The organism is Algihabitans albus (assembly GCF_003572205.1).
In the GTDB taxonomy this organism is placed as follows: domain Bacteria; phylum Pseudomonadota; class Alphaproteobacteria; order Kiloniellales; family DSM-21159; genus Algihabitans; species Algihabitans albus.
Genome location: NZ_QXNY01000004.1, coordinates 42256 through 63329, shown reverse-complemented (window position 1 = coordinate 63329; position 21074 = coordinate 42256). Strand labels below are relative to the sequence as shown.

34 protein-coding genes and 1 pseudogene are annotated in these 21074 nt (G+C 68.6%); 5 read left to right on the top strand and 30 right to left on the bottom strand.

All coding sequences use genetic code 11. From position 1 onward, the window contains the following. Positions 1–148 precede the first annotated feature (148 nt). The 28 genes from DBZ32_RS10385 to DBZ32_RS10255 all read right to left on the bottom strand — a co-directional run bounded on the left by DBZ32_RS10385 (position 149) and on the right by DBZ32_RS10255 (position 17645). Complete coding sequence (locus DBZ32_RS10385; protein ID WP_119167103.1) at positions 149–1387, bottom strand: PBECR2 nuclease fold domain-containing protein; 1239 nt, start codon at positions 1385–1387, stop codon at positions 149–151. After that, on the bottom strand, positions 1388–2986 hold the full coding sequence (locus DBZ32_RS10380) for a DUF935 domain-containing protein (protein WP_162906700.1): 1599 nt from the start codon (positions 2984–2986) through the stop codon (positions 1388–1390). It abuts the gene before it with no gap. Between the two features lie 19 nt (positions 2987–3005). Further along, entirely contained in the window at positions 3006–4370 is a 1365-nt protein-coding gene (locus DBZ32_RS10375; protein WP_235830139.1) for a phage terminase large subunit family protein, read from the bottom strand. Further along, positions 4367–4945, bottom strand: coding sequence for a phage protein Gp27 family protein (locus tag DBZ32_RS10370; protein WP_119167101.1), 579 nt, complete (start codon positions 4943–4945; stop codon positions 4367–4369). The genes DBZ32_RS10375 and DBZ32_RS10370 overlap by 4 nt, the downstream gene beginning before the upstream one ends. Before the next feature lie 9 nt (positions 4946–4954). Beyond that, on the bottom strand, positions 4955–5251 hold the full coding sequence (locus DBZ32_RS10365) for a VpaChn25_0724 family phage protein (RefSeq protein ID WP_119167100.1): 297 nt from the start codon (positions 5249–5251) through the stop codon (positions 4955–4957). Then, the gene (locus DBZ32_RS10360; protein ID WP_119167099.1) at positions 5248–5595 is read right to left on the bottom strand and encodes a hypothetical protein; all 348 of its coding nucleotides are present in this window, start codon (positions 5593–5595) and stop codon (positions 5248–5250) included. Before DBZ32_RS10360 ends, DBZ32_RS10365 begins: the two co-directional genes overlap by 4 nt. 18 nt (positions 5596–5613) lie before the next feature. Continuing rightward, positions 5614–5760, bottom strand: a complete 147-nt coding sequence (locus DBZ32_RS22095; protein ID WP_162906699.1) for a hypothetical protein — start codon at positions 5758–5760, stop codon at positions 5614–5616. Then, the gene (locus DBZ32_RS10355) at positions 5753–5965 is read right to left on the bottom strand and encodes a hypothetical protein (protein WP_119167098.1); all 213 of its coding nucleotides are present in this window, start codon (positions 5963–5965) and stop codon (positions 5753–5755) included. The genes DBZ32_RS22095 and DBZ32_RS10355 overlap by 8 nt, the downstream gene beginning before the upstream one ends. Positions 5966–5977: 12 nt before the next feature. Continuing rightward, positions 5978–6169, bottom strand: a complete 192-nt coding sequence (locus DBZ32_RS10350; protein ID WP_119167097.1) for a hypothetical protein — start codon at positions 6167–6169, stop codon at positions 5978–5980. Next, positions 6166–6678 (bottom strand): glycoside hydrolase family 108 protein, encoded by a 513-nt coding sequence (locus tag DBZ32_RS10345; RefSeq protein WP_208539191.1) that lies wholly within the window; start codon positions 6676–6678, stop codon positions 6166–6168. Before DBZ32_RS10345 ends, DBZ32_RS10350 begins: the two co-directional genes overlap by 4 nt. A 183-nt stretch (positions 6679–6861) precedes the next feature. Next, positions 6862–7278 carry a helix-turn-helix domain-containing protein gene (locus tag DBZ32_RS10340; RefSeq protein WP_119167096.1) on the bottom strand — a complete coding sequence of 139 codons (417 nt, stop codon included), beginning with the start codon at positions 7276–7278 and terminating at the stop codon, positions 6862–6864. Next, entirely contained in the window at positions 7263–7664 is a 402-nt protein-coding gene (locus DBZ32_RS10335; RefSeq protein ID WP_119167095.1) for a globin family protein, read from the bottom strand. The genes DBZ32_RS10340 and DBZ32_RS10335 overlap by 16 nt, the downstream gene beginning before the upstream one ends. Next, entirely contained in the window at positions 7661–8272 is a 612-nt protein-coding gene (locus tag DBZ32_RS10330) for a hypothetical protein (RefSeq protein WP_119167094.1), read from the bottom strand. The genes DBZ32_RS10335 and DBZ32_RS10330 overlap by 4 nt, the downstream gene beginning before the upstream one ends. Beyond that, positions 8272–9033, bottom strand: a complete 762-nt coding sequence (locus DBZ32_RS10325) for a regulatory protein GemA (protein ID WP_119167093.1) — start codon at positions 9031–9033, stop codon at positions 8272–8274. Before DBZ32_RS10325 ends, DBZ32_RS10330 begins: the two co-directional genes overlap by 1 nt. Then, on the bottom strand, positions 9030–10109 hold the full coding sequence (locus DBZ32_RS10320; protein ID WP_119167092.1) for a DUF5131 family protein: 1080 nt from the start codon (positions 10107–10109) through the stop codon (positions 9030–9032). The genes DBZ32_RS10325 and DBZ32_RS10320 overlap by 4 nt, the downstream gene beginning before the upstream one ends. Continuing rightward, positions 10109–10543, bottom strand: a complete 435-nt coding sequence (locus tag DBZ32_RS10315) for a hypothetical protein (RefSeq protein WP_119167091.1) — start codon at positions 10541–10543, stop codon at positions 10109–10111. Before DBZ32_RS10315 ends, DBZ32_RS10320 begins: the two co-directional genes overlap by 1 nt. Positions 10544–10545: 2 nt before the next feature. Next, on the bottom strand, positions 10546–10779 hold the full coding sequence (locus DBZ32_RS10310) for a hypothetical protein (protein WP_119167090.1): 234 nt from the start codon (positions 10777–10779) through the stop codon (positions 10546–10548). 14 nt (positions 10780–10793) lie between these two features. Then, positions 10794–11000, bottom strand: coding sequence for a hypothetical protein (locus DBZ32_RS10305; RefSeq protein WP_119167089.1), 207 nt, complete (start codon positions 10998–11000; stop codon positions 10794–10796). Positions 11001–11003: 3 nt separating this feature from the next. Beyond that, the gene (locus DBZ32_RS10300) at positions 11004–11654 is read right to left on the bottom strand and encodes an MT-A70 family methyltransferase (RefSeq protein WP_119167088.1); all 651 of its coding nucleotides are present in this window, start codon (positions 11652–11654) and stop codon (positions 11004–11006) included. A 4-nt stretch (positions 11655–11658) separates the two neighbouring features. Continuing rightward, complete coding sequence (locus DBZ32_RS10295; RefSeq protein ID WP_119167087.1) at positions 11659–11907, bottom strand: hypothetical protein; 249 nt, start codon at positions 11905–11907, stop codon at positions 11659–11661. Between the two features lie 3 nt (positions 11908–11910). Next, a complete protein-coding gene (locus DBZ32_RS10290) occupies positions 11911–12204 on the bottom strand; it encodes a hypothetical protein (RefSeq protein ID WP_119167086.1) in 294 nt (97 codons plus the stop codon). Between the two features lie 11 nt (positions 12205–12215). Further along, positions 12216–12884 carry a DUF3164 family protein gene (locus DBZ32_RS10285; protein WP_208539190.1) on the bottom strand — a complete coding sequence of 223 codons (669 nt, stop codon included), beginning with the start codon at positions 12882–12884 and terminating at the stop codon, positions 12216–12218. A 78-nt stretch (positions 12885–12962) separates the two neighbouring features. Continuing rightward, the gene (locus tag DBZ32_RS10280; RefSeq protein ID WP_119167085.1) at positions 12963–13397 is read right to left on the bottom strand and encodes a hypothetical protein; all 435 of its coding nucleotides are present in this window, start codon (positions 13395–13397) and stop codon (positions 12963–12965) included. Next, the gene (locus DBZ32_RS10275; protein WP_119167084.1) at positions 13391–13756 is read right to left on the bottom strand and encodes a host nuclease inhibitor protein; all 366 of its coding nucleotides are present in this window, start codon (positions 13754–13756) and stop codon (positions 13391–13393) included. The genes DBZ32_RS10280 and DBZ32_RS10275 overlap by 7 nt, the downstream gene beginning before the upstream one ends. Continuing rightward, on the bottom strand, positions 13753–14124 hold the full coding sequence (locus tag DBZ32_RS10270) for a transcriptional regulator (protein ID WP_119167083.1): 372 nt from the start codon (positions 14122–14124) through the stop codon (positions 13753–13755). The genes DBZ32_RS10275 and DBZ32_RS10270 overlap by 4 nt, the downstream gene beginning before the upstream one ends. Next, positions 14121–14720, bottom strand: a complete 600-nt coding sequence (locus tag DBZ32_RS10265) for a helix-turn-helix domain-containing protein (protein ID WP_119167082.1) — start codon at positions 14718–14720, stop codon at positions 14121–14123. Before DBZ32_RS10265 ends, DBZ32_RS10270 begins: the two co-directional genes overlap by 4 nt. Then, positions 14720–15445 carry an AAA family ATPase gene (locus tag DBZ32_RS10260; protein WP_119167081.1) on the bottom strand — a complete coding sequence of 242 codons (726 nt, stop codon included), beginning with the start codon at positions 15443–15445 and terminating at the stop codon, positions 14720–14722. Before DBZ32_RS10260 ends, DBZ32_RS10265 begins: the two co-directional genes overlap by 1 nt. A gap of 64 nt (positions 15446–15509) precedes the next feature. Beyond that, positions 15510–17645 (bottom strand): Mu transposase C-terminal domain-containing protein, encoded by a 2136-nt coding sequence (locus DBZ32_RS10255; protein ID WP_119167080.1) that lies wholly within the window; start codon positions 17643–17645, stop codon positions 15510–15512. Positions 17646–17710: 65 nt separating this feature from the next. On the opposite strand from DBZ32_RS10255, the gene DBZ32_RS10250 reads away from it, so the two are divergent. After that, positions 17711–18262, top strand: coding sequence for a hypothetical protein (locus DBZ32_RS10250; RefSeq protein WP_119167079.1), 552 nt, complete (start codon positions 17711–17713; stop codon positions 18260–18262). Between the two features lie 224 nt (positions 18263–18486). Here DBZ32_RS10250 and DBZ32_RS10245 read toward each other — a convergent pair whose 3' ends face one another. Both DBZ32_RS10245 and DBZ32_RS10240 read right to left on the bottom strand, forming a co-directional pair. Continuing rightward, positions 18487–18942: a hypothetical protein gene (locus tag DBZ32_RS10245; protein ID WP_119167078.1), complete on the bottom strand. Its 456-nt coding sequence runs from the start codon at positions 18940–18942 to the stop codon at positions 18487–18489. 2 nt (positions 18943–18944) lie between these two features. Then, the gene (locus tag DBZ32_RS10240; protein ID WP_119167077.1) at positions 18945–19238 is read right to left on the bottom strand and encodes a helix-turn-helix domain-containing protein; all 294 of its coding nucleotides are present in this window, start codon (positions 19236–19238) and stop codon (positions 18945–18947) included. 161 nt (positions 19239–19399) lie between these two features. Here DBZ32_RS10240 and DBZ32_RS22825 point away from each other — a divergent pair. From DBZ32_RS22825 to DBZ32_RS10225, 4 genes and pseudogenes are all read left to right on the top strand, one after another. Then, positions 19400–19606 (top strand): annotated as a pseudogene (locus DBZ32_RS22825) (helix-turn-helix domain-containing protein); the annotation flags it as partial. Positions 19607–19750: 144 nt separating this feature from the next. Then, positions 19751–20080 (top strand): S24 family peptidase, encoded by a 330-nt coding sequence (locus DBZ32_RS22450; protein ID WP_235830138.1) that lies wholly within the window; start codon positions 19751–19753, stop codon positions 20078–20080. 85 nt (positions 20081–20165) lie between these two features. Then, positions 20166–20573 (top strand): hypothetical protein, encoded by a 408-nt coding sequence (locus tag DBZ32_RS10230; RefSeq protein ID WP_162906698.1) that lies wholly within the window; start codon positions 20166–20168, stop codon positions 20571–20573. 52 nt (positions 20574–20625) lie between these two features. Further along, positions 20626–21030 carry a hypothetical protein gene (locus DBZ32_RS10225; protein WP_119167074.1) on the top strand — a complete coding sequence of 135 codons (405 nt, stop codon included), beginning with the start codon at positions 20626–20628 and terminating at the stop codon, positions 21028–21030. Positions 21031–21074: the final 44 nt, after the last annotated feature.

Genomic DNA, 21074 nt, shown 5'->3' with positions numbered 1-21074 from the left:
TAGGGGAGAGCGGGAGCTGCCGTTGCAAGGCGGCGGCCGGACGCTTACATCTTGATCAGCAGCTGAAGGCGGGGCCGTTCCCCAAGCGCTTTCAGCCATGCGACGGCCGGCGGACGGCGCGGCCAGTCACTCTCCCGAAAACACCATGTTACGACTGCGAGTCCTGCCGGTAGACCGGCAGTCCCCAGCGCAGCTGGTTCATGGCGCGCGGGTTGCCGCGAAAGAAGGTCAGCCCGCTCCAGGACCCGTTGTCGGCGTCGGCGATCAGGCCGATCGTCCGGGCGCGGTCGAATTGCAGCAGCTTGACGTAGCGCCGCCGAACCGCGACCTGGCCCGTTTGGTCATTGATGACGAAGCCGGCCCAAATCTCCTGCGGGTCTTCGACCAGCTCCGGGACCAGCGCAAAGAATCGCTCCCGGCCGTCCGGCCGCGCCGCCACATGATCGGCCAGGGCGGGCCCGACGCGAACCTGCCCGCCGGCCGGATCGGCGAAGACCACCTCGTCGTCTCCGATCGCGCGGCGCAGCAGGTTGCGCATCCGCTGGCCCTCGGAGTCCTGGGCGACCGGGCCGAGCGCGGCGCGCGGCCGCACCGGCTCCAGCGTGCCGCCCGCCCGCGCCACCTGGCTGGGCGCGATCAACCGTTCCCAGCGGCCCTCGTGCCCGGCCAGCGCGACGCGCTGCTGGCCGTAGCCTTGGGCGGCGATGCCCGCGTTGTGACCCCAGCCGGGATCGATGCCTTCCGGCACCTGAACCTCGGCCGGCCCGTCCGGCGTGTTGAGGGTCACCGACCGCAGCCGCACCTCCGGGCCCGGTTCCGTGACGCGCCAGCCGCGCCCCCGCAGGTCGCGCTCCGAAAGCTGCACGACGCTGCACAAGCAATACCAGCCGTTGGGCGGGAAGTGGGTCTGCCAGAAAGGATGGTCGAAGCGCAGAATCATCGCGTGCCAGCGCTCATGCGACAAACGCTTGCTCTCGCGCTGGACCTGAACATAGCGCAGATAGGGCCGGCGTGTGGCCGTGCGCAGGATCTGCCGCCAACGCCCGGCCGCGTGGGCGCTGCGCATGTTGGACTGGAAGATCGTGCGCGCCCGCCAGGCGCGGCCGCCGCGGTAGCTCCAGCCGTGGCGCGCGACGATATCGTCGAAATCGCGCTGGAAATCGCGAAAGGTCGTGCCTTGTTCCATCGCCTTCAGGAGCGCGCCCTGGAAGTCGGCAAGCAGCGCGTCCTGCGTCGCGCCGGCCACGACGAAGGCCTGGGCGTGCTGCCCACCCCAGAGATCCGTCCAGGCGCGCGTCGGCAGCCGCAGCTTGCGCCGCAGGAAGTCGATCGCCTCGCGGAAGACGACCGGCTCGGCCCGCGGGGCGCTATCGGCGAGGCCGGCCATTCAGCTCTCGGGCTCGTCGCTCGCCGCGCCGTCCATCCCCTGCAGCTCGGCCAGGACCAGCGCCTCGCGCGCCAGTTCGACCAGGCGCGGGTCGGCGGCCTCGGCCGACAGCTCCAGCAGCGCGGCCTGGGCCTCCTCGAAGGTCGTCGCCGCTGCGATCCGCGCGCGCAGAGTCTCGACCAGCCGCTCGACCGGTTCGCTCGCGGCCTCGAACCCGGTTTCTGCGGCCGGGTCCAGCTGGACCTCTTCGTCCTCCTCGCGCCGCGCCTGTGCCGTCCGGGTCTGGGCCGTCCGCGTCTGCTCGATCGGCGGCAGGCCGTCTAAGCCTGCCGGCCCAGAGTCTGACGGCGCCGGCGCCGTCAGCTGGTCCTCTTCGTCCTCGGCTTCGGGCAGCGCGAAGGCCTGCATCATCCCCTTGCGCGAGATCCGGGCGCCCATCGGGACCAGGGCCTTGGCGCCGGCCAGCAGCATGCGCAGATCGCGCTCCTCTTCGCGGCCGATTTTGAGACGGGGATAGACCTTTTGCGGCCCGTAATTGAGATCGATGAAGGGCCGGACCAGGTCGCGGTTGAGGGTGGCCGAAAGCTGCCGGGCGTCCGCGCCCTCGATGTCGCCGCGGACCTCGTTGTGCACATTGGCAGCCGCGAAGGAACCGCCCTCGACCTGGGTCGTGAGGTTCTGGCCCAGCACGCCCTTGCTGACTTGCGTGTCTGCCCAGTTGCCGAACTTCTCATAGAGGTCGTTGGCCGTGGCGCCCTTGCCGACCGCCTCCACGAAGTCGATCATCATCCCCTCGGGAATGATCGCGCCGACATCCGCGCCGATGTTCCGGACCGCGCGGAGCAGGACGGCCTTTTCCTCTGCCGTCGCGCCGGCATGATATTTGCCGACGCGCAGCGGCATCCCGTAGACCTCCATGAAGGCCAGCCAGTCCTTCACGGTGTAGCTCTTGAAGAGGTACATCCAGGCCGCCAGGCGCGCCAGGCCGCCGCGGATCGGCAGGCCGGACTTCGCCTTGCTGCAATGGAACACGTACTTGAAGGGCGTCAACGGCCGGTCGCCGGTCGTCTCGCGCAGCAGCGGCGTCCGCCCGTCCGTCCGGTCGAAGCGAAACCAGCGCGGGTCGCGCCACTCCAGCCCCTTCGGCCGCCACTGCCGTTCCGACGTGTCCCACAGGATCTCGGTCAGCGAGAAGCCCTTGCCCGTCGCGTCCAGGATGTCGATCAGCTCGTCGCGCAGTTCCTCGCGCTCCAGCCAGTCCTCCAGCTCCTCGGCCTGGCGCAGCTGCTCCGCCTCCTCGCCGGCCGGCACGACGGTGATCGGCAGCTGGCTGACCTGGCGCTTGCGCACGCCCAGGACCGAGGCGTAGTGCAGGTCCTTCTCTTCCATCGCCTCGGCCAGATCCAGATAGCGCTCCGGCTCGCCCTCCTCGGCCTCGCGCAGGATCTGCGCCAGCTTGCGCGGCGTCAGCCCGATCTCGGGGTGATCCCCCAGCACCTGGCGCACGCCCGTGGTGGTCGGCGCGGCTTCCTCGCGCGTCAGGGCGCCCCGCTGGATCGGCCGGTTCCACTGGTCGTAGAGAGTCACCTTGCGTGCCATGGTCAGTAAGCTCCCATCGTCAGTAGGCTCCGCGGCCGGTGAAGCGGCGGCCGCTGTCCTCGTCCTCGTCCGGCAGCTCGGCCAGGCGCCGGCTGTGAAGCGGCGCGCCGGGCTCGTAGCCGTAGCTGTAGCCGGCGTTGCTCGCCGCGTTGATCGCCAGGAAGCCGGCCCAGGCATAGTCGGCGTGGCCGGTGGAATCCGACTCCGCCACGAAACGCGGCGCGCCGGTCGGCCCCAGCACCCGCTTGAGCTTGTGCAGATCCGCCCGCAGCGCCATGTCGCCGGCCGGGATGCGGATGCGCCGGTCCTCGAAGGCTTGCTTGCCGGCCGTCGCCAGAACCAGCTTGTTGCCGGGCGTGAACATCACGCCCTCAACCCGAGAGTCTCCATAGCGCGCCTTGGCGTCCTCGACAGGCTTCTCGCCCATGCCCGTCTGGTCCATGCAGATCCGCGCGACCCGGTAGCGCGCGACCAGCTCGTCCAGGACCGCGTCCTGCTCCGCGAAGCTGGCCCGTCTCAGCACCCGGACCTCGCGGGTCCAGAGAACGTCGCCCACCTCCTCGATCACCCAGGCGACCCAAAGGTCGTTGCGCGCGGCGATGTCGTTGCCGATGTAGCAGGCGCCGCCTGCGTAACGTTCCGGCTCGCCGGCCTCGTCCTCCTCGGTCGCGGTGATCAGGTCGTACGGCAGCCAGGCGCTGGCCTCGTCGAGCCACTGGCACTCGAACTCTTGCTGCCATAGCTCTTCGTCGCCCAGGCCGCGGCGCAATTCTTCCACATCGCGCGGCAGGCCTTCGGCGGCGGCGCGGTGGATATCGACCACATGGCGCGACCAGTCGGAGTCCTCGGCCGTCATCAGCTCGTAGAACTTGTTGGCCTTGCCTTTGGGTGTGGAAGTGATGCGCACCTTCCAGCCGGCCGAGACCACGGGGAAGAGCGCCCCCCAGATCTCCCGGCTGTCCCGATGGATCGCGAACTCGTCCAGATAGACGTTGGCCGACTCGCCGCGCGCCGTGTCGGGATTGGCCGGCAGCGCGATGACCCAAACGTCGTCGCTCATCTTGATTTCGAGCCGCTTGTAGACCGTGTGCTCGTCGACCCGGAAATCGCTTTCCAACTCTTCGAAGGCCTGGCCCAGCGCCTTCAGGTGCCCCTTCAGCTGGCGCAGGTTCGAGGCGGACTGGCGCTCGCCGCGAGACAACATCACCCAGGGTGCGCGACGGCCTTCGAGGTAGGCGTCCACCATGTCCTCGGCGATCTCGAAGGTGGTGCAGAAGGTCTTGCCGACCTGGCGCGACCACATCCCGATCTTGAAGCGCGACAGGTCGTTCAACCATTCGCGCTGATAGTCGTACCAGCGATAGCGCAGCGCGCCGCCGTTCACCGGATCAGCCCCATCTCGGCGCGGATCTGGTCCAGCGCCTCCCGGCCCAGCTGCACCCCAGCCTTGGCCGCGCCAGCCTCGGCCGCGACGATGGCCTTGCGCACCACCTCCTCGACGATCTCGGCGCGCGCGTGGTCGCGCAGCTGGATCTCCAGCCCGGCCGAGTCCTTCAGGGCCGCGCCCAGGTCGCGGGTCAAGCGGCCGAGCGCGGCCAATGCTTTCGGGTCCTCGGCCGCAGCGCCGTCTTCGAGCCTCTGGTCGATGTAGCCGTAGGCCAGCTCCTGGACGAGGCTCGCCAGATAGCGGATGCGCTTGTCGTCGGCCAGCCCTTTGAGATCGTCACCGAAGCGCTGCGCCAGCTCCTGCGACTGCCGCAGCCGCGCACCCAGGCGTTCGTGCCGTTGCATGTAGCGATGGGCCGACGAGCGCGAAACCCGCTCGTCGGAGCCCTGCTCCTCCAGCAGCTCGTTGACCAGCTCGGCGAACTCGTCGACCGAGCGCGTCTCCTTGAGGTAGGCGCCGATCTGCTCGCGAAGCTCGGACGGCAGCTTGTCGATCGTGCTGCGCTTGGGCATAGACTGGCCCTACGCCTGGCTGGGCAGCGCGACGCCCGTGACCTGGATCTCGCCGCGGCCGACGCGCGCGCCCTGGGGTGTCACCCTGACCTCCAGAACGCCCTTCGCCAGCTCCTCGATCGTGACCAGGTCGAGGGCGCGCAGCTGCTCCAGGTCGGCGCGCACCACGTCCCGCTCGACCCGGTGGCCGAGATCCTCCAGCGCGCGGTTGATGACGGCGTCGGGCAGGGTGCGGTTTGTCACCTCCAGGAGACAGCGCAGGATCGAGAGACGCCGCGTCGCGTTCAGATGTTCCCGCCAGCTCATGGTGCCGGCCCTCCCCGTGTCAGAAGGTAGGAGTTCAGGCGCTGCATGGTCTCGGAGTGCTGCTTGTAGAGATCCCGGATACCCGCGAACTCGCCCCGCAGCCCCTGCAGGTCGGCGTGCACGTCGCCAAGCCGCGTGGTCAGCTTGTCGACCGCGCCGCCCGACGGCATGGCGGCCAGCTTACCCTCCAGGCGCACGACATCGGTCTTCAACATGGCGATCTCCGACTGCAGCGACGCGCGCTCCTTGTCGTCGTCCCGCGCGGCCGCGCGCCAAAGCGCGACGACCGACAACAGGAGAGACACCCCGATGCCGGCCCAGGCGGCGACGGACCCCCACTCCATTACGCGCGCCTCTCTCGATCACTCGTCACACAGCACCTCGTAGGCGATCAGGTTGTCTTCCCACGCGCTGACCTCCTCGGCCGTCATGACCGCCAGGGCCGCGGCCGGCAGCCCGTGCGGCACGAAGACCTGGCAGAAGCCCGGCTCACCCCCCGGATCAGCCATCCCGGGTCCAGCGCTCGCGCAGCCGCTGGCGGAGAGCAGGATCGCGGCGAGCGCGGCGAACGTCCTCAAGCGCATCACGGCTGGCCTCCAGTCCGGCGGCGATCGCCTGCGCCTCGCCCGCCTCGATCAGCCGGCGCTCCCGCAGAAGAGACAGGAGCCCCTCGGCGACCGAGAGGACCAGGCGCAGGAGCGAAAGCCAGGTCACTCCGCGCCGGGGTCACGCCGCGTCGGGCAGCGCCTCGTTCGGCACGGCCCAGACGCCGACCGCGGTCAGCACGGGAATCAGCGTGTTGACGATCTGCTCCGCTTCCCAGGAGACCGAGAAGCCGAGGAACTGGTCGAGCGCGATCAGCAGGGCGCCGATCAGGGCGACGATCAGCTTGCGGTAGGGCGCGAGGTTCAGGCTCATGACTGGGGCTCCTTCTGTTGAAACAGGATGGCGCGGCGGTGGATGTCGAAGGCGCGCCTGGACCAGCCGCGCATGAACTTCCAGGCGTGGGGGAGGCTGGCGTAGCGCTTCGTGCGTCGCGCCATGAAGTCGGTCAGCAGGTCGGCGGGCGGCCGTCGCCGGACGGCAGCTAGGGTCAGCGGCCCGATGATGCCGTCGGGCGTGGCGCCCGCGTCGCGCTGCAGCGCCTTGGCCGCGAAGCCGACGCCCTGGTTGACCCCGCAATCGAAAACCGCGAGGTCGAGGCCGGCCGGCAGCTCGCTGCAACGCAGCCGGTCCCAATAGTCGCGCCGGTAGATCGCCGCCGCGTCGGCGTAGGTCAGGCCCCGGATATCGACGTCGGGATGCGCCCTTTGGCTGATTCCGTACTTGGTCAGCCCACCCGGATCGTCCGGATCTTCGGTGATCGCGTCACCGCCCTCGTGGAGGATGATGATCGCGACGGCATAGTCGAACGTCATGGCGGACATCGGCGCGGCTCCCCGACCCGCTCTCGGGTCGGCTCTGTGAGGGTGAGCCGAAGGGTAGGGCCAGGAGCCTTGCGCCGCCCTTCCCACCGCAGTGGGAAGGGGCGCCCCTCTCGGGGCCGCGCGCGCCGCGGCCGGAGTGTGACGCGCGCCTTTCGGCGCCGTCAACGCCCCGCTACGGGCAGGTTACAGACTCGGGAAGAGGGGCAGCGTTTCGTCGCGCCGGCCGTTCTTCAGCCGGCGCACCGTCTCGGCGTGGCAGCCGACCAGCCGGGCGATTTCCTGGACCTTGAGGCCGGTGGTCAGCAAATAGACGATCAGGGCGCGCTGCGTGGCAGCACCCATCGGGATCTCGATCGTCTCGTCGGCAACGAAGAGACCGGCGATCTTCCGCGCCGCCTCTATGCCGACCGTCTCGACCAGCAGAGAGCCGGCCTTCGGCCGCCGCGCGACATGCACCAACGTGCCGCCGAGCCGGCGCCGCAGCGCCAGCGCGGCCTTCAGCCCCGCCACCTCCGCGATCTGCGCCAGCAGCTCCGGCAGGATCTCGCGGTAATCGACGCAGTCGGATCTGCGCGCCGCCTGGGTCACGAGCGCCGCCACCAGGCCGCCCAGCGGCGCAGCGTCAGGGCAATCACATGGCCGGCAGGCGCTTTGCACGACGCCTGCCGGCCGGCCGCGGCATAGGCTTGCCGCGGTTGCGCCGGAGAGCAATAGGACTCCCCGGCTGTGTCGCGCGCCGGGCTTGCCCCGGACCGCGCCTGCGCGGTCTGCACCGCGTAGCCCAGCAGCTGGCCGGTGACGCGCTTGACGATCGAGCGCCGCGCGCGGGCCCGGCCGGCCGGAGTCAGATACTCGGGATGCGCCTCGAAGGTGGCGCGCACCGCCCCGTCGACGATCCGCCAGAGCTGCCGGTAAGCGGCCGTCTGGCCCTCCGGTGGCCGGCAGCGGCGCGGCCGCCGTTTCACGGGGAACGCGCGCGGCATCATCCGACCCCCAGATCCGGAAAGTCGGGCGGCAGCGCCTTCACCGGCCCCTTGACCGGCTGGTCGATGCGCGCGATCAGCGATCGCTGCAGCTCCGCGTCGATCGGCGCGCCATACCGACCTTCATAGTCGGCCGCCGAGGTGATCGTGCGCGGCTGACGCCAGACGATCAGCTCGCCCTCAAACGTTCCCGCCTCGAAGGCGGCCGGATGCTCATGGCGCCAGAAACAGCCCATCACGGCGGCGGGCGGCTCTTCGATCCAGCGCGCCTTGCCGTCTTCGAACCAGGCGCCCTTGGCGCGCGACTGCACGAAGGCGAAACCGTCTCTGGCCGCGAAGAAATCGGGGTCCACCGGCTTACCGTCAACGCGGACCTCCACCAGCCGGTACGGCCGCTCGAACCGCAGGCTGCAGGGCAACACCAGCCGGCAGACGGGGTCGTAATCCAGGATCTTTCGAGCGTGTTTCGTACGCAGGCTGGTATAGAGCTGCAGCTTCTCCTTCGGCCGTGCGTGCCGGCTGCGGCCCGCCCGCGGCGCGCGAAGCGTGTAGCTCTTCAGACCCCAGCGGATCGGTTCGCCAAAGAAGCGTTTGAAGCCGTAGGCGACCATCAGCCTTGGTCCCCCCGCTGCGCCCGTGCCTTGCGCACCGCCGCGCCCAGCGCCTCGATCGCACGCTCCAGCTCGTCGAGCCGCGCCGTCGCGAAGCTGCCGAGATCGGTCCCGGCCAGCTGACCGACGAAACGCCGCAGGTCTCCGAAAGTCGGCCCGGCATCTTGATGCAGCTTGAGCCAGAGCGCCGCCGCCAGCCGAACCTTGAGGCCATGCGCCGAGGTGCCTGGCTCCGGCGTCATGCGAGGCACCTTGCCGGCCGGGTCGAAGCCGGCGCGCGCGCACCAGGCGCGCAAGGCCTCGATCACCTGGTTGGCCTGCTGCGGCTTGAGCCAGGCCAGACTCGCGACGCCCGTTTGCCGCTTGGCGAAGCTGTCCAGGGCCGACTCTCTCGGGTCGGCGACCTCGCCCAGGTGATAGAGCGCCAGCCAAAGGGCGCGGGCCTTCGCGGCCTGCGGTCCCGCCGCCAGCGCGCGCGGTCCGGCCCGCTTGGGGCCGCGCCGCTTCCCCCCTTCGGTCGAGGGCGCCTCCGGCCGAGGCACGCCCAGCGCCGGGTAGGTCCGGCGCAGGTGGTCGGCGATCTGCCGCAGCTGCGCGACGCTGCAGGTCCGCAAAGACCGTCGCCCCGTGACCAGTTCGAAGATGTCGCGCTGCGTCTCCTCGTCTCGCACGCCCGCCGATCGCAGCCAAGCCCAAATGAACTTGTTGAGCCGCTTCCAGGCGTCCGTCCGCTCGACGGTCTTCGCGTCGGCCGCACTCATGCCGCCAGCTCCCGCGCGTCCGGGAAAGCTAGGTGCTGGCGGCCGTCCAGAAGATTCCCCGCCGCCTTCTTGCCGATGCGGACCATCTCGATTGGATTGCAGCAGCAGTCCCCCTCTGGGCCGCGCGGGAAGCACTGCGGCCAGTGCGCCGGCTTGTGACGAAATGCCGTCTCCAGGGACAGATCCCCGACAAAGCCGTTGCTGCAGATGACCTTGAAGGCATCGCACTCTGGGCCGAATCGCTCCGGCAGCTCCTCGGCCGTTGCGGGACGGAACGCGCCCCACTGCTTGAACAGGTAGGGGATATCGTTGGCGGCGCACCAATCGCGCGCGGCCCGGTGCCACTCGGGATGCGACGGCCGCGCGTGAGGGCCACTCTCGCCGCCCGAAACCAGCCAGTAGATGAACTCGTAGCCGGACCAGTCCACCGGCCCCAGCGCCGGCTCGTAGCTCACCCAGGTGCGCCACCCCCCGGCCGCGATGTGAGCGATGTCCTCTAGGCGCTGATTTGCGCGCGCCTGGTCTTCGACGGAGACGCCGACCAGAACGTTGCGAAGGGGCAGCCGCCGGACCAGCTTGCCACCGACGCGCCGGAAGCGGCTGCGGCACAGACCGATGTGACCATGCGCAAGGTTGCGGCCGACAGTCTGCGTCTCTCTGGCCAGCCGCGACGGCAGGTCGGGGTCCGCGTAGTATCGGGCGGCACGCTCGGAGCGCTTGGTTAGCACCTGGTAGATGTGCCAAGGGGCTAGCGCCATGACGGCGTGGACGCGATCGATCACCGCGACCGGAACCTTCTCATAGAAGAGATCGCCGTGCGCTACGGTGAAGATCATCCGCGGCCGACTCCACCGCAGCGGCTGCTCCATCCACTCCTCGTTGACGCGGATCTCGCCGTTCCAGACCGGCCCAGCCTTGGACGGCTGAGTGAGACCCGCACGGCTGGGATGATTGCGCAGGCGCCCGCCCGCCAGCTTCATGGCGTAGCACTTGGCACAGCCCGGCGAGACACACCAGCAGCCGGTCACCGGATTCCAGGTCGCGTCGGTCCACTCGATCAACGATCGGTCGCCCATCAGCTGGCCCTCGCTTCCAGGCGCTCGGCCGCGTAATTGGGCTGCAGACCACCCAGAGCGGGCGGCAAGGTCACGATCAGCGCGCCCTCTTCGACCCGGTGCTGAACGATGCGCGCACTCAGGCGGGGCGCCCTTCGAATCCCCAAGCGCTCGGCGCTGACCTGAACCGTGATGGAGCGGCTCTTATTGTGGGCGCGGTGGAGCGTGTATCCTGCGTCCGCCCGGGCCACCCGCAGCAGCCCGGCATGACTGTCACGCCCAAGGAATAGAGCGACCCGCTGATCGGCGCGCCAGCCCAGTTCCTGCTGCAGGCCTTGGCCCAGCGCGAGGTGCACTCGGGGCGCCCCGCCTTGCTTGCTCTGGTACACCCCCAGGCTCACACCGTTGAGACGCCGCTCGGGCAGTTCGCTGGAATAGTCGACAGCTTCCCACATCGTCAGATCTCCGAGACCGCCTTGTGCACCGGCTTGGCCGGAAGGCTCTGCGGCTGCAGGCCGAGCCGCGCGTAGCCGGTCGAGACGCCCCGCGCCAGCGCGACGATCGTCGCGGCCAGATAGACCTCCACGAAGTCCGACCGGATCTCGCCGTAGACCGAGAGCGATTCGGCGTGCGCCTGTCCGATCACTGCCTTGGCCGCTTTGCTCATGTCCTGCAGCTGTTCGTCCTGCATCGTCCTCTCTCCTTTCACCCGTCGATGTCCCGGCGCCAGCCCGGCGCCGCTGCTTCTTCCGCGTCCGCCTCGTCCGCCAGTCGCCGCAGCTCCGGCAGCTTCCGCTCCGCCTGCAGCCGCGCCACCTCCGCCTGCCACTCCCGCCGCCGCCGCCGCCCGCGCACCCGCTCCAGACAGCTCTGCGTCAAGGCCAGGGCGTCGTCGGGCGTCAGCGCGGCCATCGGTCACTCCTCCCACTCGAAGAGCCCGACCTCGTCGCCCCAGGCATCCCAGCCCGGCGCCGCCTGGCGGGCGCAGATTTCGAGGTACGGCCCCTCGAACAGGGCCTCGCAGACCGCGTAGATTTGATCGGGCTTGCGGCTGTGACCGCGCGTCGCGGCGGCGATGGCGTTGCGAACGTTCCGGGCCTTCAGCGGCGGGTTCCCGCGCGTCGCCACCAGGAAGGGCTCGGCCGCAGTGCGCAGCCGGTAGCCGGGGCCGAAGGCGGCCTTGCCATGCTTGGTTTGTTTGAACCAGCTGCCGCCAGTCGAGTAGGCGAAGCCCCAAGCCTCAATCACCTCCAGCGCGTCCGGCAGCATCGGGAAGGTTGCCCAGAAGACTGCGCCGCAGTCCGGCGCGGTTAGCCAGTCGATCCCGAGGTGTTCCTTCCAAACGGTGGCCAGCTCCTCGGTGGTCCAGCAGTCGTAGTGCGCTTGCGGCGCCTTCTCTTCGCCTTCCTCGGAGCGCAGCGCGAATTGCCACGGCAGGTCCAGCAGCAGGCAGCCGTAGCCGCCAGGCACCCGCGGGGGCGGCGGCGCCAGCGGCCGCTTTCGGCGCGGTACCGGCGCGGCCGGCAGCGGCTGCCCGAAGAGATCGACGGCGGGCGCGAGGGTCATCGTCTCAGCCGTCCCGCGCGATCAGGTCGACCGCCGTCACAGGCACGCGCACCGTCTTGCGGCGCGGGTTGGAGGTGGTGCGATAGGCGTCGATGTGGTCTTCGTACCTGACCGAGACCTCGCGGCGGCGCGGATGGATCTTCTTGACGAGGCCCTCGGCCACCATGCCGTCGCCCAGCCGGACCTCCACGCGGTCGAACAGCTCGACCACATATTCGCTCGCCGGATCGTCTCCGTACCAAAGCTGCGCCATCTCTCAGCCCTCCGCGGCGGCCAGCCGCTTCGCGAAGTAGGCTTTGGCGTCACCGACCGTGGCGTGCAGTCCCACCAGGAAGTCGTGAAATACCTCGGCGTCCGTGACGCCCTCGGCGGCTTGGTCGCTGCGCTCGACCTCGACAGCGCTGGGGCCACCGATTTCCTCCAGCATCTCGGAGAGTTGAACGGCGTCCGACAGGATCTCCGCCATCCACCAGGCGTCGCGCGCCCGCAGGGTCACGGTCTCCTGGTTCTCGGCTGCCATGCGGAAGTCGATAAGTGCTTGCGGGGTCATGATGTCCTCCCTCAGCTGGCGGATAGGTCGATGGGGATCGGCTGCCAGGGCGCGTCCGGCCGCTCGCGGCTGTAGAATCGGACGTAGCGCTTGGTGCCGATCACGCGGATAGCGTCGCGGATCGCGGCCTGCGCTTGCTCCCACCGCAGATCGTCGATTTCGAGACGCAGCAGCCGCAGCACGGCTTCCCGGTTCACCGAACCTTCCTTGTCGGTCTGGAAGGCGTCGGCGATGATCGCCCGCAGCTCCGGCCGGGCATCTGCCGACCACTCGCCGACGCACTCGTCGAAGAGGCTCTTTGCGACCTGTAGCGACGGGCCGAAGACCAGCCGGTCGGCGACCGCGAACTGAACCTTGAGCAGCCCGTCGTAGCTGGTCAGCGTGACGTTTCCCTTGCCTTCGGCGCCGCGCTTGCTCGCGCCGTACTGGTCGGCCAGGGCCAGCAGGAAGGTCTGCAAATCCAGCTGCGTGTGGTGGTAGAAGCGGTCGATCTGATTGGCCAGCTCGACGGCGTAGGCCATGATGATCCGCACCGTCTGGTCTTCCAGCGCCTCGGCGCCCTTGACCTGTTGCTCCGGCACCAGCCGCCCCTTGGCGTCCTGGACGTAGCCTTCCGGCGCCGCGACCCTGGGGGTCGGCAGGCTGTACCTCGGCGCCGGCGTCGTCTCGTGATCGGTCACTTTCTCAGCTCCTCTTGAGGATGGTCACAAGCCAGCGCCACTGTTGGCGCAGCAGGCGGGGACAGATTCGCCGACGTCTCATGCCGCACCGTCCGGCGATGGCCGATCCGTCCGCAAGCCCACGGCCCGCAGGTACCGCCGTCCGTCGCCCCGGCTGCGCCAGGCGTCCAGGTCGATCACCTCGGCGCCCGTCTCAGGCCGGCGCAGCGGCAGCTGCTCCAGCGCCGCAATGGCCGGGGCCAGCTCGGCGAGGCGCTGGATCTCCTCGGCCCACTCGCCCAGGCCCATGCGGTCCTGGGCGATGGCCAGGCGCAGCGCCGTGACGTGCTTGCAGAGTTCGATCCCCGGCAACGCCGTGCCCGGCGCCAGGAAGACGGCCCCCTGCAGCGCGAGGGTTCGGTCCTTGATGTCGGACAGCCAGTCGAGAAACGGCCAGGGCTGGTCGATGCGCTTCTCTTCGCGCAGCTGCGCGGAGACCTGCTGCAGGCCTGCCATGAACTCCCCGCTCAGCATGGCGCGCCTCCTGCCTGCTGCAGCGCCAGCCGCTCGGCCGCGATCTGCGTCGCCCTGACCCGGTCTCCCGAGCGCCAGGCGAGCCAACCGACGACCGCCAGCTGCGCCGACTTCTCCGACACCGCTTCCGGCACGCCCGGCAGCAGCAGCGTCTCGCCGTCAAGGGCGCGACGCGCCCCGGCTTCGATCCCGGCGTAGAAGGTCTCCGGTTTGCCGGCGCCCAGCGCCATCGCACCCTCCGGGACCGCCGGCCCGAACTCGATCTCGCCGCTTCGCCAGCACCAGGCCCGCAGAAGGCCCTGGTCGCAGACCAGCTCCGACAGGTCCGTCGTCTCGTCGATCCTCTTCACCGCTTTCATGGCTGTCTCCTGAGGTTGTGACTGCAGGTTTGGCAGGCCCGATAGAGCTGGACGTTCATCGGCGACGACCCCAGGTCGCCCAGACGCCGCCCCTGGTGTTCGAGGCAACGGTCGCGGCGCAGCTCACCGAGCACCGGACAGTCGACCGCTGCGTCGAGTAAGCGGCCACGGACGCGCTGTTCGATCTGCCGAGCATCACGGTCGTAGGCGTTGCGCATCAGCATGGAGACGGTCGCGCGGCTGATGCCGCAGGTCTCGCCGGCCTGGCGGTGACCGCCCAGCTCGTCGCAGGCCCGTGCCAGGGCCAGCACCCAATCGGGGGCCTCGCCGTTCCACGCCTCTTGGCAGCTTTCGAGATGGCGGCTCATGATGCCGAGCCTCCGGTCAGCGGGTGAGATTCGCCCGTGTTAGGATCGTAGAGATCGTCGCGCTTCTGGCTGATCCGCGGCGGCAGCGGCCCGCTGTTCTTGATGAGCCTGTAGCGCTTGGCGCCGGGACTGCTGGGCGCAGTCCCCGGCTCGCGAAACCGCAGCTCCGCCAGGTAGCCGGCCGCCTTCAGACCGCGTAGGTAGCGCCGCAGGTTGCTCTCGGGATCGCGCCCGCCGCCGCCCGTCAGCTCGATCAGATCGCCCAGGGTGAACTTGTCCAGCGAGCGCATCGCGCGCCAAGCCTTGTCCCGCAGCGTCGGCTGGGCATTGGCATTGCGCCGACCCGTGTGAGCCGAGCGCGGCCCCGAAGCGATGGCTTCGCCATTGCGGCGCGCTAGCATCCCGGCCTCGGTGACGAGATAGCAGCCGGGGCGCTGTCGCTTGGCGAGACCGCGCTCGTGCAGGACGACGAGGGCTTTCGAGACCTCCTTGCGCGGCATGGTCAGCTCCTCGGCCAGATCCGGGACCGTGACGCACCGGCCCTGGTCCGGCAGCGCCCGCAGCACCCGCGTGGACCGTGTCAGCCGCTCCGTCATCACGCGGCCTTCCGGCTGAGGCGTTGGTGGTCCTGGCACAGCGGCCGATCGGCGACCATGGCGGCCGTCACCGCCTTGCCCCGGTGGCGCAATCCGACCCGTTCGGCGGTCTTCAGCGCCTTGACCACCTCGCGGATATGGCCTTCCGACTCCTGCCAGATTCGGGCGACAACCTCCGGCTGGAGCGGCACCTCGCACAGCTCCTCGGCGCACAGCTTCACGTCCTCTTCCGTAGCCGGGCCGAACTCCGCGCGGGCGTGGATGCGAGTCCAGATCTGCCGCTCCCGCTTCAGACGCCCGACCACATGCTCGCGCCCGATCAGGATGACCGGGATCTCGCAGGCGTCGGAGAGATCGCGAATCGTCTCGATCACCGTGAGATCGCGCAACGCATGCTCCACCTCGTCGACCACGATCGGCCGGGGATGCGGCGCCAGGATCGCGACCGCTTGTCCGAATAGCTTTTCCGAGGAACGCGCCGGCTTGGCCTCGCCCAGCTGCCGGACGATGTCGGTCAGGAGCCAGTTCGGCGTCGAGGCCGCATGCACCCGGACGTGCGCTGCATCCTGCGTCGTCGCGAACCAGACGCCGCAGCGGCTCTTCCCATAGCCTGCGTCGCCGGTTGCCAGCACCAGGCTGGCCTCAGGCGCCCCGCGATCGTCCAGTGACTGGACGGCGCCCAGGAACCGCCGCACGTTGGCCGTCTTGACGAAACGATTGCGCATCCGCGTCTCCTTTTCCTCTGGCCCCGTCTCGGGCCGCCTGTGTGAACCGGCAGCGCCGGCCCTCTCAGCCCGCCGCGCGGGCTTCGTCGTCGAGGTCGAGCAGCAGCCGCATCGCTGGCCGCTTGAGCAGCTCTTCGGCGTAGCTGCGGTCTTCCGCTGTCACTTGATCCGGGTGCGCCAATACCCAGCGCAGAAAGTCCTCGTCGGTTGCGAAGAAGGGGCGGCCGTCGAGGCTGTGAAGCTCGGCCGAGGCAGGCTTGCCGCCGCGCTCCAGCTCCTCGAAGAGCGCGTCGGCCGCGGCCTTCTCTTCGTCCGTGAGATCGGGTGCCGTGCCCTGTCTCGGGCCGGCCGCCGCTGCCTCGGCAGCGGCGTTCAAGGCTTCAGTGCGGTAACCGGTACCGCGACCCTCAAGCGCCACGATGTTGCCGTGCTCTTTCTCCGCCAGCGCCAGGATCTCTTGGGCGATATCGTCGACTTGAGCAGCCTTCTCGGCCGCGCGGAGCCTGGCGCGTCCCTCGCGCAGATGTTGCCGCTGCACCGCCTTGGTTGCGGCGGCCAGCGCCGCGCGATCGACGCCCGTCAGCTCCGGTGCTTCAGCAATGCAAAGGAAGGTCTCGTCGGGATCGAACACCCACACCCGGCCCGCGTCGGCATCGTCCATGCGCAACCGCACTCGCCGCCCGATCCAGGCCCCCAGCTCAGGCGCGATGTAGAAGCGGCCCTCGACGGAGATCCCCTTCTTTTGGACGATGCGCCAGCCGTCGTTGCTTGGCAGCTCGGACAGCAAGATCGCCAACGCCTCGGCGTTCTCGACGCGTCGCCGCGGCGCGCGGCAGGAGGCCGCTTGCTGCGTCGGCGACTTCTTGTTCAGCCCGCCGTGCGGGTCGTGGGCGTAGAGATGGCTACACCAGCGATCCAAGAAGCCCTGGAACTCGGCCGGCGTCAGCTCGGGCGCCTCGGCCGGCGTGTTCTCTTCGCGGGGCGTGCCGCGCCCGTCCATCAAGCGCCTGGCGAAGGATACGCGGTTGCGGATCGCCTCCCGCTCCGCCACGTCGTGGCCGACGTAGCCCGGCAGCAGCTCCACCAGGTCGCGGGACATCGTACCCAGGCCCCGCTCGATGAATGGCTTGAGGTCTGGCCGGAAGGGCTGACAGAGATCGTGATCCACCTGCAGCGCGGCCAGGGCCGCGCCGACCGCCCGAGACGCGTAGTCCGCCCCATTGTCGGTTTTCACGATCTCGGGGACGCCCCATTCCAGGATCGCGCGCCGCAGCAGGGCAAGCACCGCCGCCGCCGTCGAGGTCCGCGCCACCTGGAAGAGCATGCGCCGGGAATAGACATCGATCACCCCGAGGACCGCGTGGCGCCGCCCGTCCGCCAGCACCACGTCGGTCGGGGTGGAGTCGAGTTCCCAAAGCTGGTTGACCCGGCTGATACCCGCCGAGGCGGCGCCCATCGCCGATCCGAGGCGGCTACGATGGCCGTCCGGGTCGCTGACATGGGCGTGCAGCTGGATTTCGGCCTCGCGCCAGCTCTGCAGCCAGCGCTGCACCGTGCGATAAGGCGGCGTTTCGCCGTTGTAACGGGCGCGCAACGCCCGCATGACGTGCTTGGAGCTGGCGTGCGGATTCGCCGACAGCAGCCCTTCGATCAGGCGCACCATCTCGGGGTCGCGGTCGATCCGCCCGGCGCCCTTGCGGTGCCGCCCGCGTCTGTCCGCCAGCCCGGCCGCGCCGGCCGCCTTCGCCTTCGCGCTCCAGCGCTCCAGGCTCTTTGCCGAGATCGTCGGCAGCGCGGCGCGCACCCAGTCCGGCGCGCTCAACTGACCCACGCCATAGGCCGCCACGAAGGCCGGCCGCCCGGCCCGCGCCGACAGACCGGCCTCCCGGCAAAGCCGCGCGCAGCGCTGCACCGCCCAGGCCTGCGCCTCGGCCTTGCCCCGCTGCCCGCCGCCCGTCTCCGCCGCCTCCGCCAGCAGCTCGGCCTCTCCCGGCGCCGCCTGCGCCCGCAGCGCCAGCGCCACCCGCGCCGCTTCCGGCAAGCTGGCGACGTGATACTCGTGAGTGGTGCCGCCGTTCCCCACTGTCTCGCGCTTGGTCCAGCCGTCACGCTCTGCGCGTTCAGCGACTTTTCTTCGTGTCCCCGGCAGTCCCGGCAGAGTGGCCGCCGCCAGTTCGGATGCGGACCACCAGGCCTTCATGGCCTGGACTCCGCTGTGGTGGTAGGCTGGTGGCCTTTGCAATCACTCGTGCCGGAGACTCTTGAGTGGACGCCACCGATCTCGAAACCGCCGACCTCGCGCTGAGGACGGGGAACCGGCTGGTCGATCTCGTCGTCCGCCTGCCAGGCCTCTTCAAGGGCAAGCAGCCGGAAGAGCTGAAGTCGGCGCTCCAGGCCGCCCGCGATCTGTTGGAGCAGGTGGAGACGCTGAAGGATCAGAAGCTGGTGGCGCTGCAGGAAATCAACGCTCTGAAACAGCAAGCCGTCGAGCTTGAAAAGCGCAACGTTGAACTTCAGCAGGCGGATCTGGACCTTCAGAGCGCCAACCTCAGATCCGTGGGACCCGGCGCCTTCGTCTACCTGATCGGCGAGTCGGTGGAATCGGTCGAGCAGCGCCCCTGGTATTGCGTGCCCTGCCTTGACCGCAGAAAGAAGACGATTCTCAGCCTTCAGGAGCGCCGACCAGGCGCGGACCGTTACAATTGCTCGGCCTGTGGCTACGCGATCCAGACGCCCAATGATCTTCAGGCGGCGGGGGCGACCATCGCGCCAATCCGCCGAAGCCGCCGCCGCACGGATTTCGATCAGGGCTTCTAGGAGTGTGCCGGACAGATCCGCCGTCTTCAGCTGCAGCGGGTCTTCCCCGCCGCCCATGTAGCGGGTGCGCCAAGCCTTCAGGGCTTCGGCCCCGCTGAAGGTGCCGATCCAGCGCAGCGCGTTCGCGCGATGGGCAGCGACTAGGGTGGGATCGGGATTGACCGCCACTTGCGCGGCCAAATCCGCCAGAAGTCGCTGCCGGATATCGGAGTCCACGCACGCCCTCATGAGCCGCTCTCCTCGTCGCGCGCCGTGAGGCGCGAGAGGTAGCGCTCTTGCTCCTCCAGCTGCCGCCGCTGCTCCTGCAGTCGGCCCATGCGGTAATAGACATGATCTTTCGCCAGAAGGACGCGGCAGCCGACCGTCTCGGCGAGCCGTTCGAGCAGCCAATAGGCGCCTGTCGCCTCGATCAGTGCCGGCAGATACTCCAACGGCATCCGCCACTTCTTCTTGGCCTGGGCCGTCCAGGCGTCGATTGTCGTCTTGGCGATAGGGTCTCCGGTCAGGCGCGACATGTCGGCCGCGACAGTGTGCCGGTCGCGCCCTGCGAGAGCTTCCGAGATCCAGCCGGCCAGCGCCGACCCCAAGCTGAGGTTGCGCGCGGAGCCTTCCGCCGTCGCGCTCAGGTCGACCCAACCTTCTAACGTCAGTTGCCGCTCGTCCTGGTGGCGCTTGGCCATGTCTACGCGACCTTCACGCTAAGACGTTGACCGCGTCGGGTGGTCGCACGATCCTGCGCCCCAGCGCGCGGATGCTTGGGGGTGCCGTCGCGCTGGTATCGGGACGGCCAAAGGCTCTGCGCCGACACGCCGAGAAAGGCGGCAATGGCTCGTTCGCCCGCAAGGCTCGGCCGGTTTAAGGCGACGCGGCAGGCGGACTCGTAGAGCCCGTTGTCGAGGGCCAGCCGGGTCAAGGTCGTGCCGCGCTTTCGAACGGCCGCCTTGATATCTTCCGGATGCCAGCCGCCCTTCGCCACGTCCGCCTCGCCTCCACCGCCGGCCCTGCCAGGCCGGCTTTCTTCGGGTGTCTAAAACAACGAACGTGCTAGACAATGCGAAAATCTGCGAAACAGTCAACTCATAAGTTCGGAAAACTGCATTTTTCTGACCTTATCGCGCAAAAATCAGCGAATTCGCTATGACACAGGCAATCGCGACAAACGGCGATTCCGCCGACACCTCACGAGTCGAACGCCTGCGCGAAGCGGTTAGTCGAGGCGGCGGGGCGAAGGCCGTTGCGGTGGGGACGGGAATCAACCAGCGAACTCTCTACAGCTATCTCAGAGGCGAAACAGAGATTCGGCTCGGTGATGCGGTGAGAGTCGCGGAGTTCTGCGACGTCGGCGTCGACTGGCTGGCCACGGGGCGAAACAGCGGAGCTTTGGAAGCTGCCACGGATGAACAGGCCGTGCAGATTTCTGCAAACCGCGGTTATACGGTCGTTGGCCTTGCGTCATGCGGCCTAAGGAACTGGTTTCAGGGAGATGCCATGGCGGTTGAGGCAGAGCTGCGCCTGGAAGATCCCGAGGCTTTCGCCGTCATGGCAGTTGGCGAGAGCCTGCACCCCGAAGGCGTGCGACAGGGATTCCTCTGCTTCTGCTCGCCGAATTCCAGTCGCCGGCCGGGCGATATCGTCTTTGTGGAGCGCGCAGACGGCACCGTCGCTCTCAAGCGTCTCCTGTCCGAGTCGCTTGAAATGATCGTCATCGAAGGGTGGCTCCCGCCTGAGGATGGCGAGCAGGAACTATACCGCGAGGAGATTAAGTCCTCCTACATCCGTCGCGTCGCCACCGTCGTTTATGTCAAGCGAAAGTTGTGAAATAGACATCGCCTGCCGGCTCTAGCCGAGGTAGCATTGCCAGCCTTGGTAGCTGACAGACGATGCGATGGATAGATTTCAGAAAGTGGCGATCGCTGTACTGACGCTCGCCGTCGGAACCTCCATCACCCTGAACGTGATGGACGCGGTTGAGCTGACGCCTCGCGAACGCGCAGAGGCGGCCCGGCAGCACCTGACAGACGCCTGCGCAAGCATCGTGATCGAATTCATCCGAACGCCGTCGAGCTTTGTCCTGGATCGAGGCTCGGTCAGTTTCCGCGACGCAGAAGTAACCGTTTTCTATGAGCGCCAGAACTATTTCGGAGCGATCGTCAGGTACAACTCGTCTTGCACCTTCGAGCCAGCCGAGGCTGGCCCTCTGCAGCTCACCAGGCTTCGCGTCGAGACCCGTGAAGTGGAGCCCATCTTGGTCGACGCCTGGAACGGGACGAACCGCATCAGGGGGGACTGGACCTGGCCCGAAACGCCGTGACTCAGTATCTAGCCTTTGCGCAGCTTTTTACGCCGTTACACAAGAGGTCGTAGTGGAAGCGGGTGAGCGCAACAGCATCATCATGTTCGCGCTGCTGGCCTTAGCCGGCGCGGGGTGGGCTGGCTACCAGATGTTCAAACCGACACCACAGGAGCGACTCATTAGTGCCTGCGCTGATATCGTGTCTGAGCGCATTCCCACGCCAGCCAGCTTCTCGCTTCAGAGCGGTTACGCCGATCTGCGGACGGGCGTAGTCGACATCGCTTACGATCGGCAGAACCTCATGGGAGCCGTCATTCGCGTTCCCGCCGAGTGCCGTTTTCGCCCAGCTGACGACGGCCCACTGCAGCTCGATGGCCTGCGGGTCGAGGCGCGCGAAGTGGAAGAGGTGCTCGTTGACGCCTGGAACCTAAGGAACCGCGTGAGCGGCGATTGGACCTGGCCCGAAACACCCTGATAGTGCGGCTCACCTTTGTGCGATGCACAAGTTCTAAGTAACTG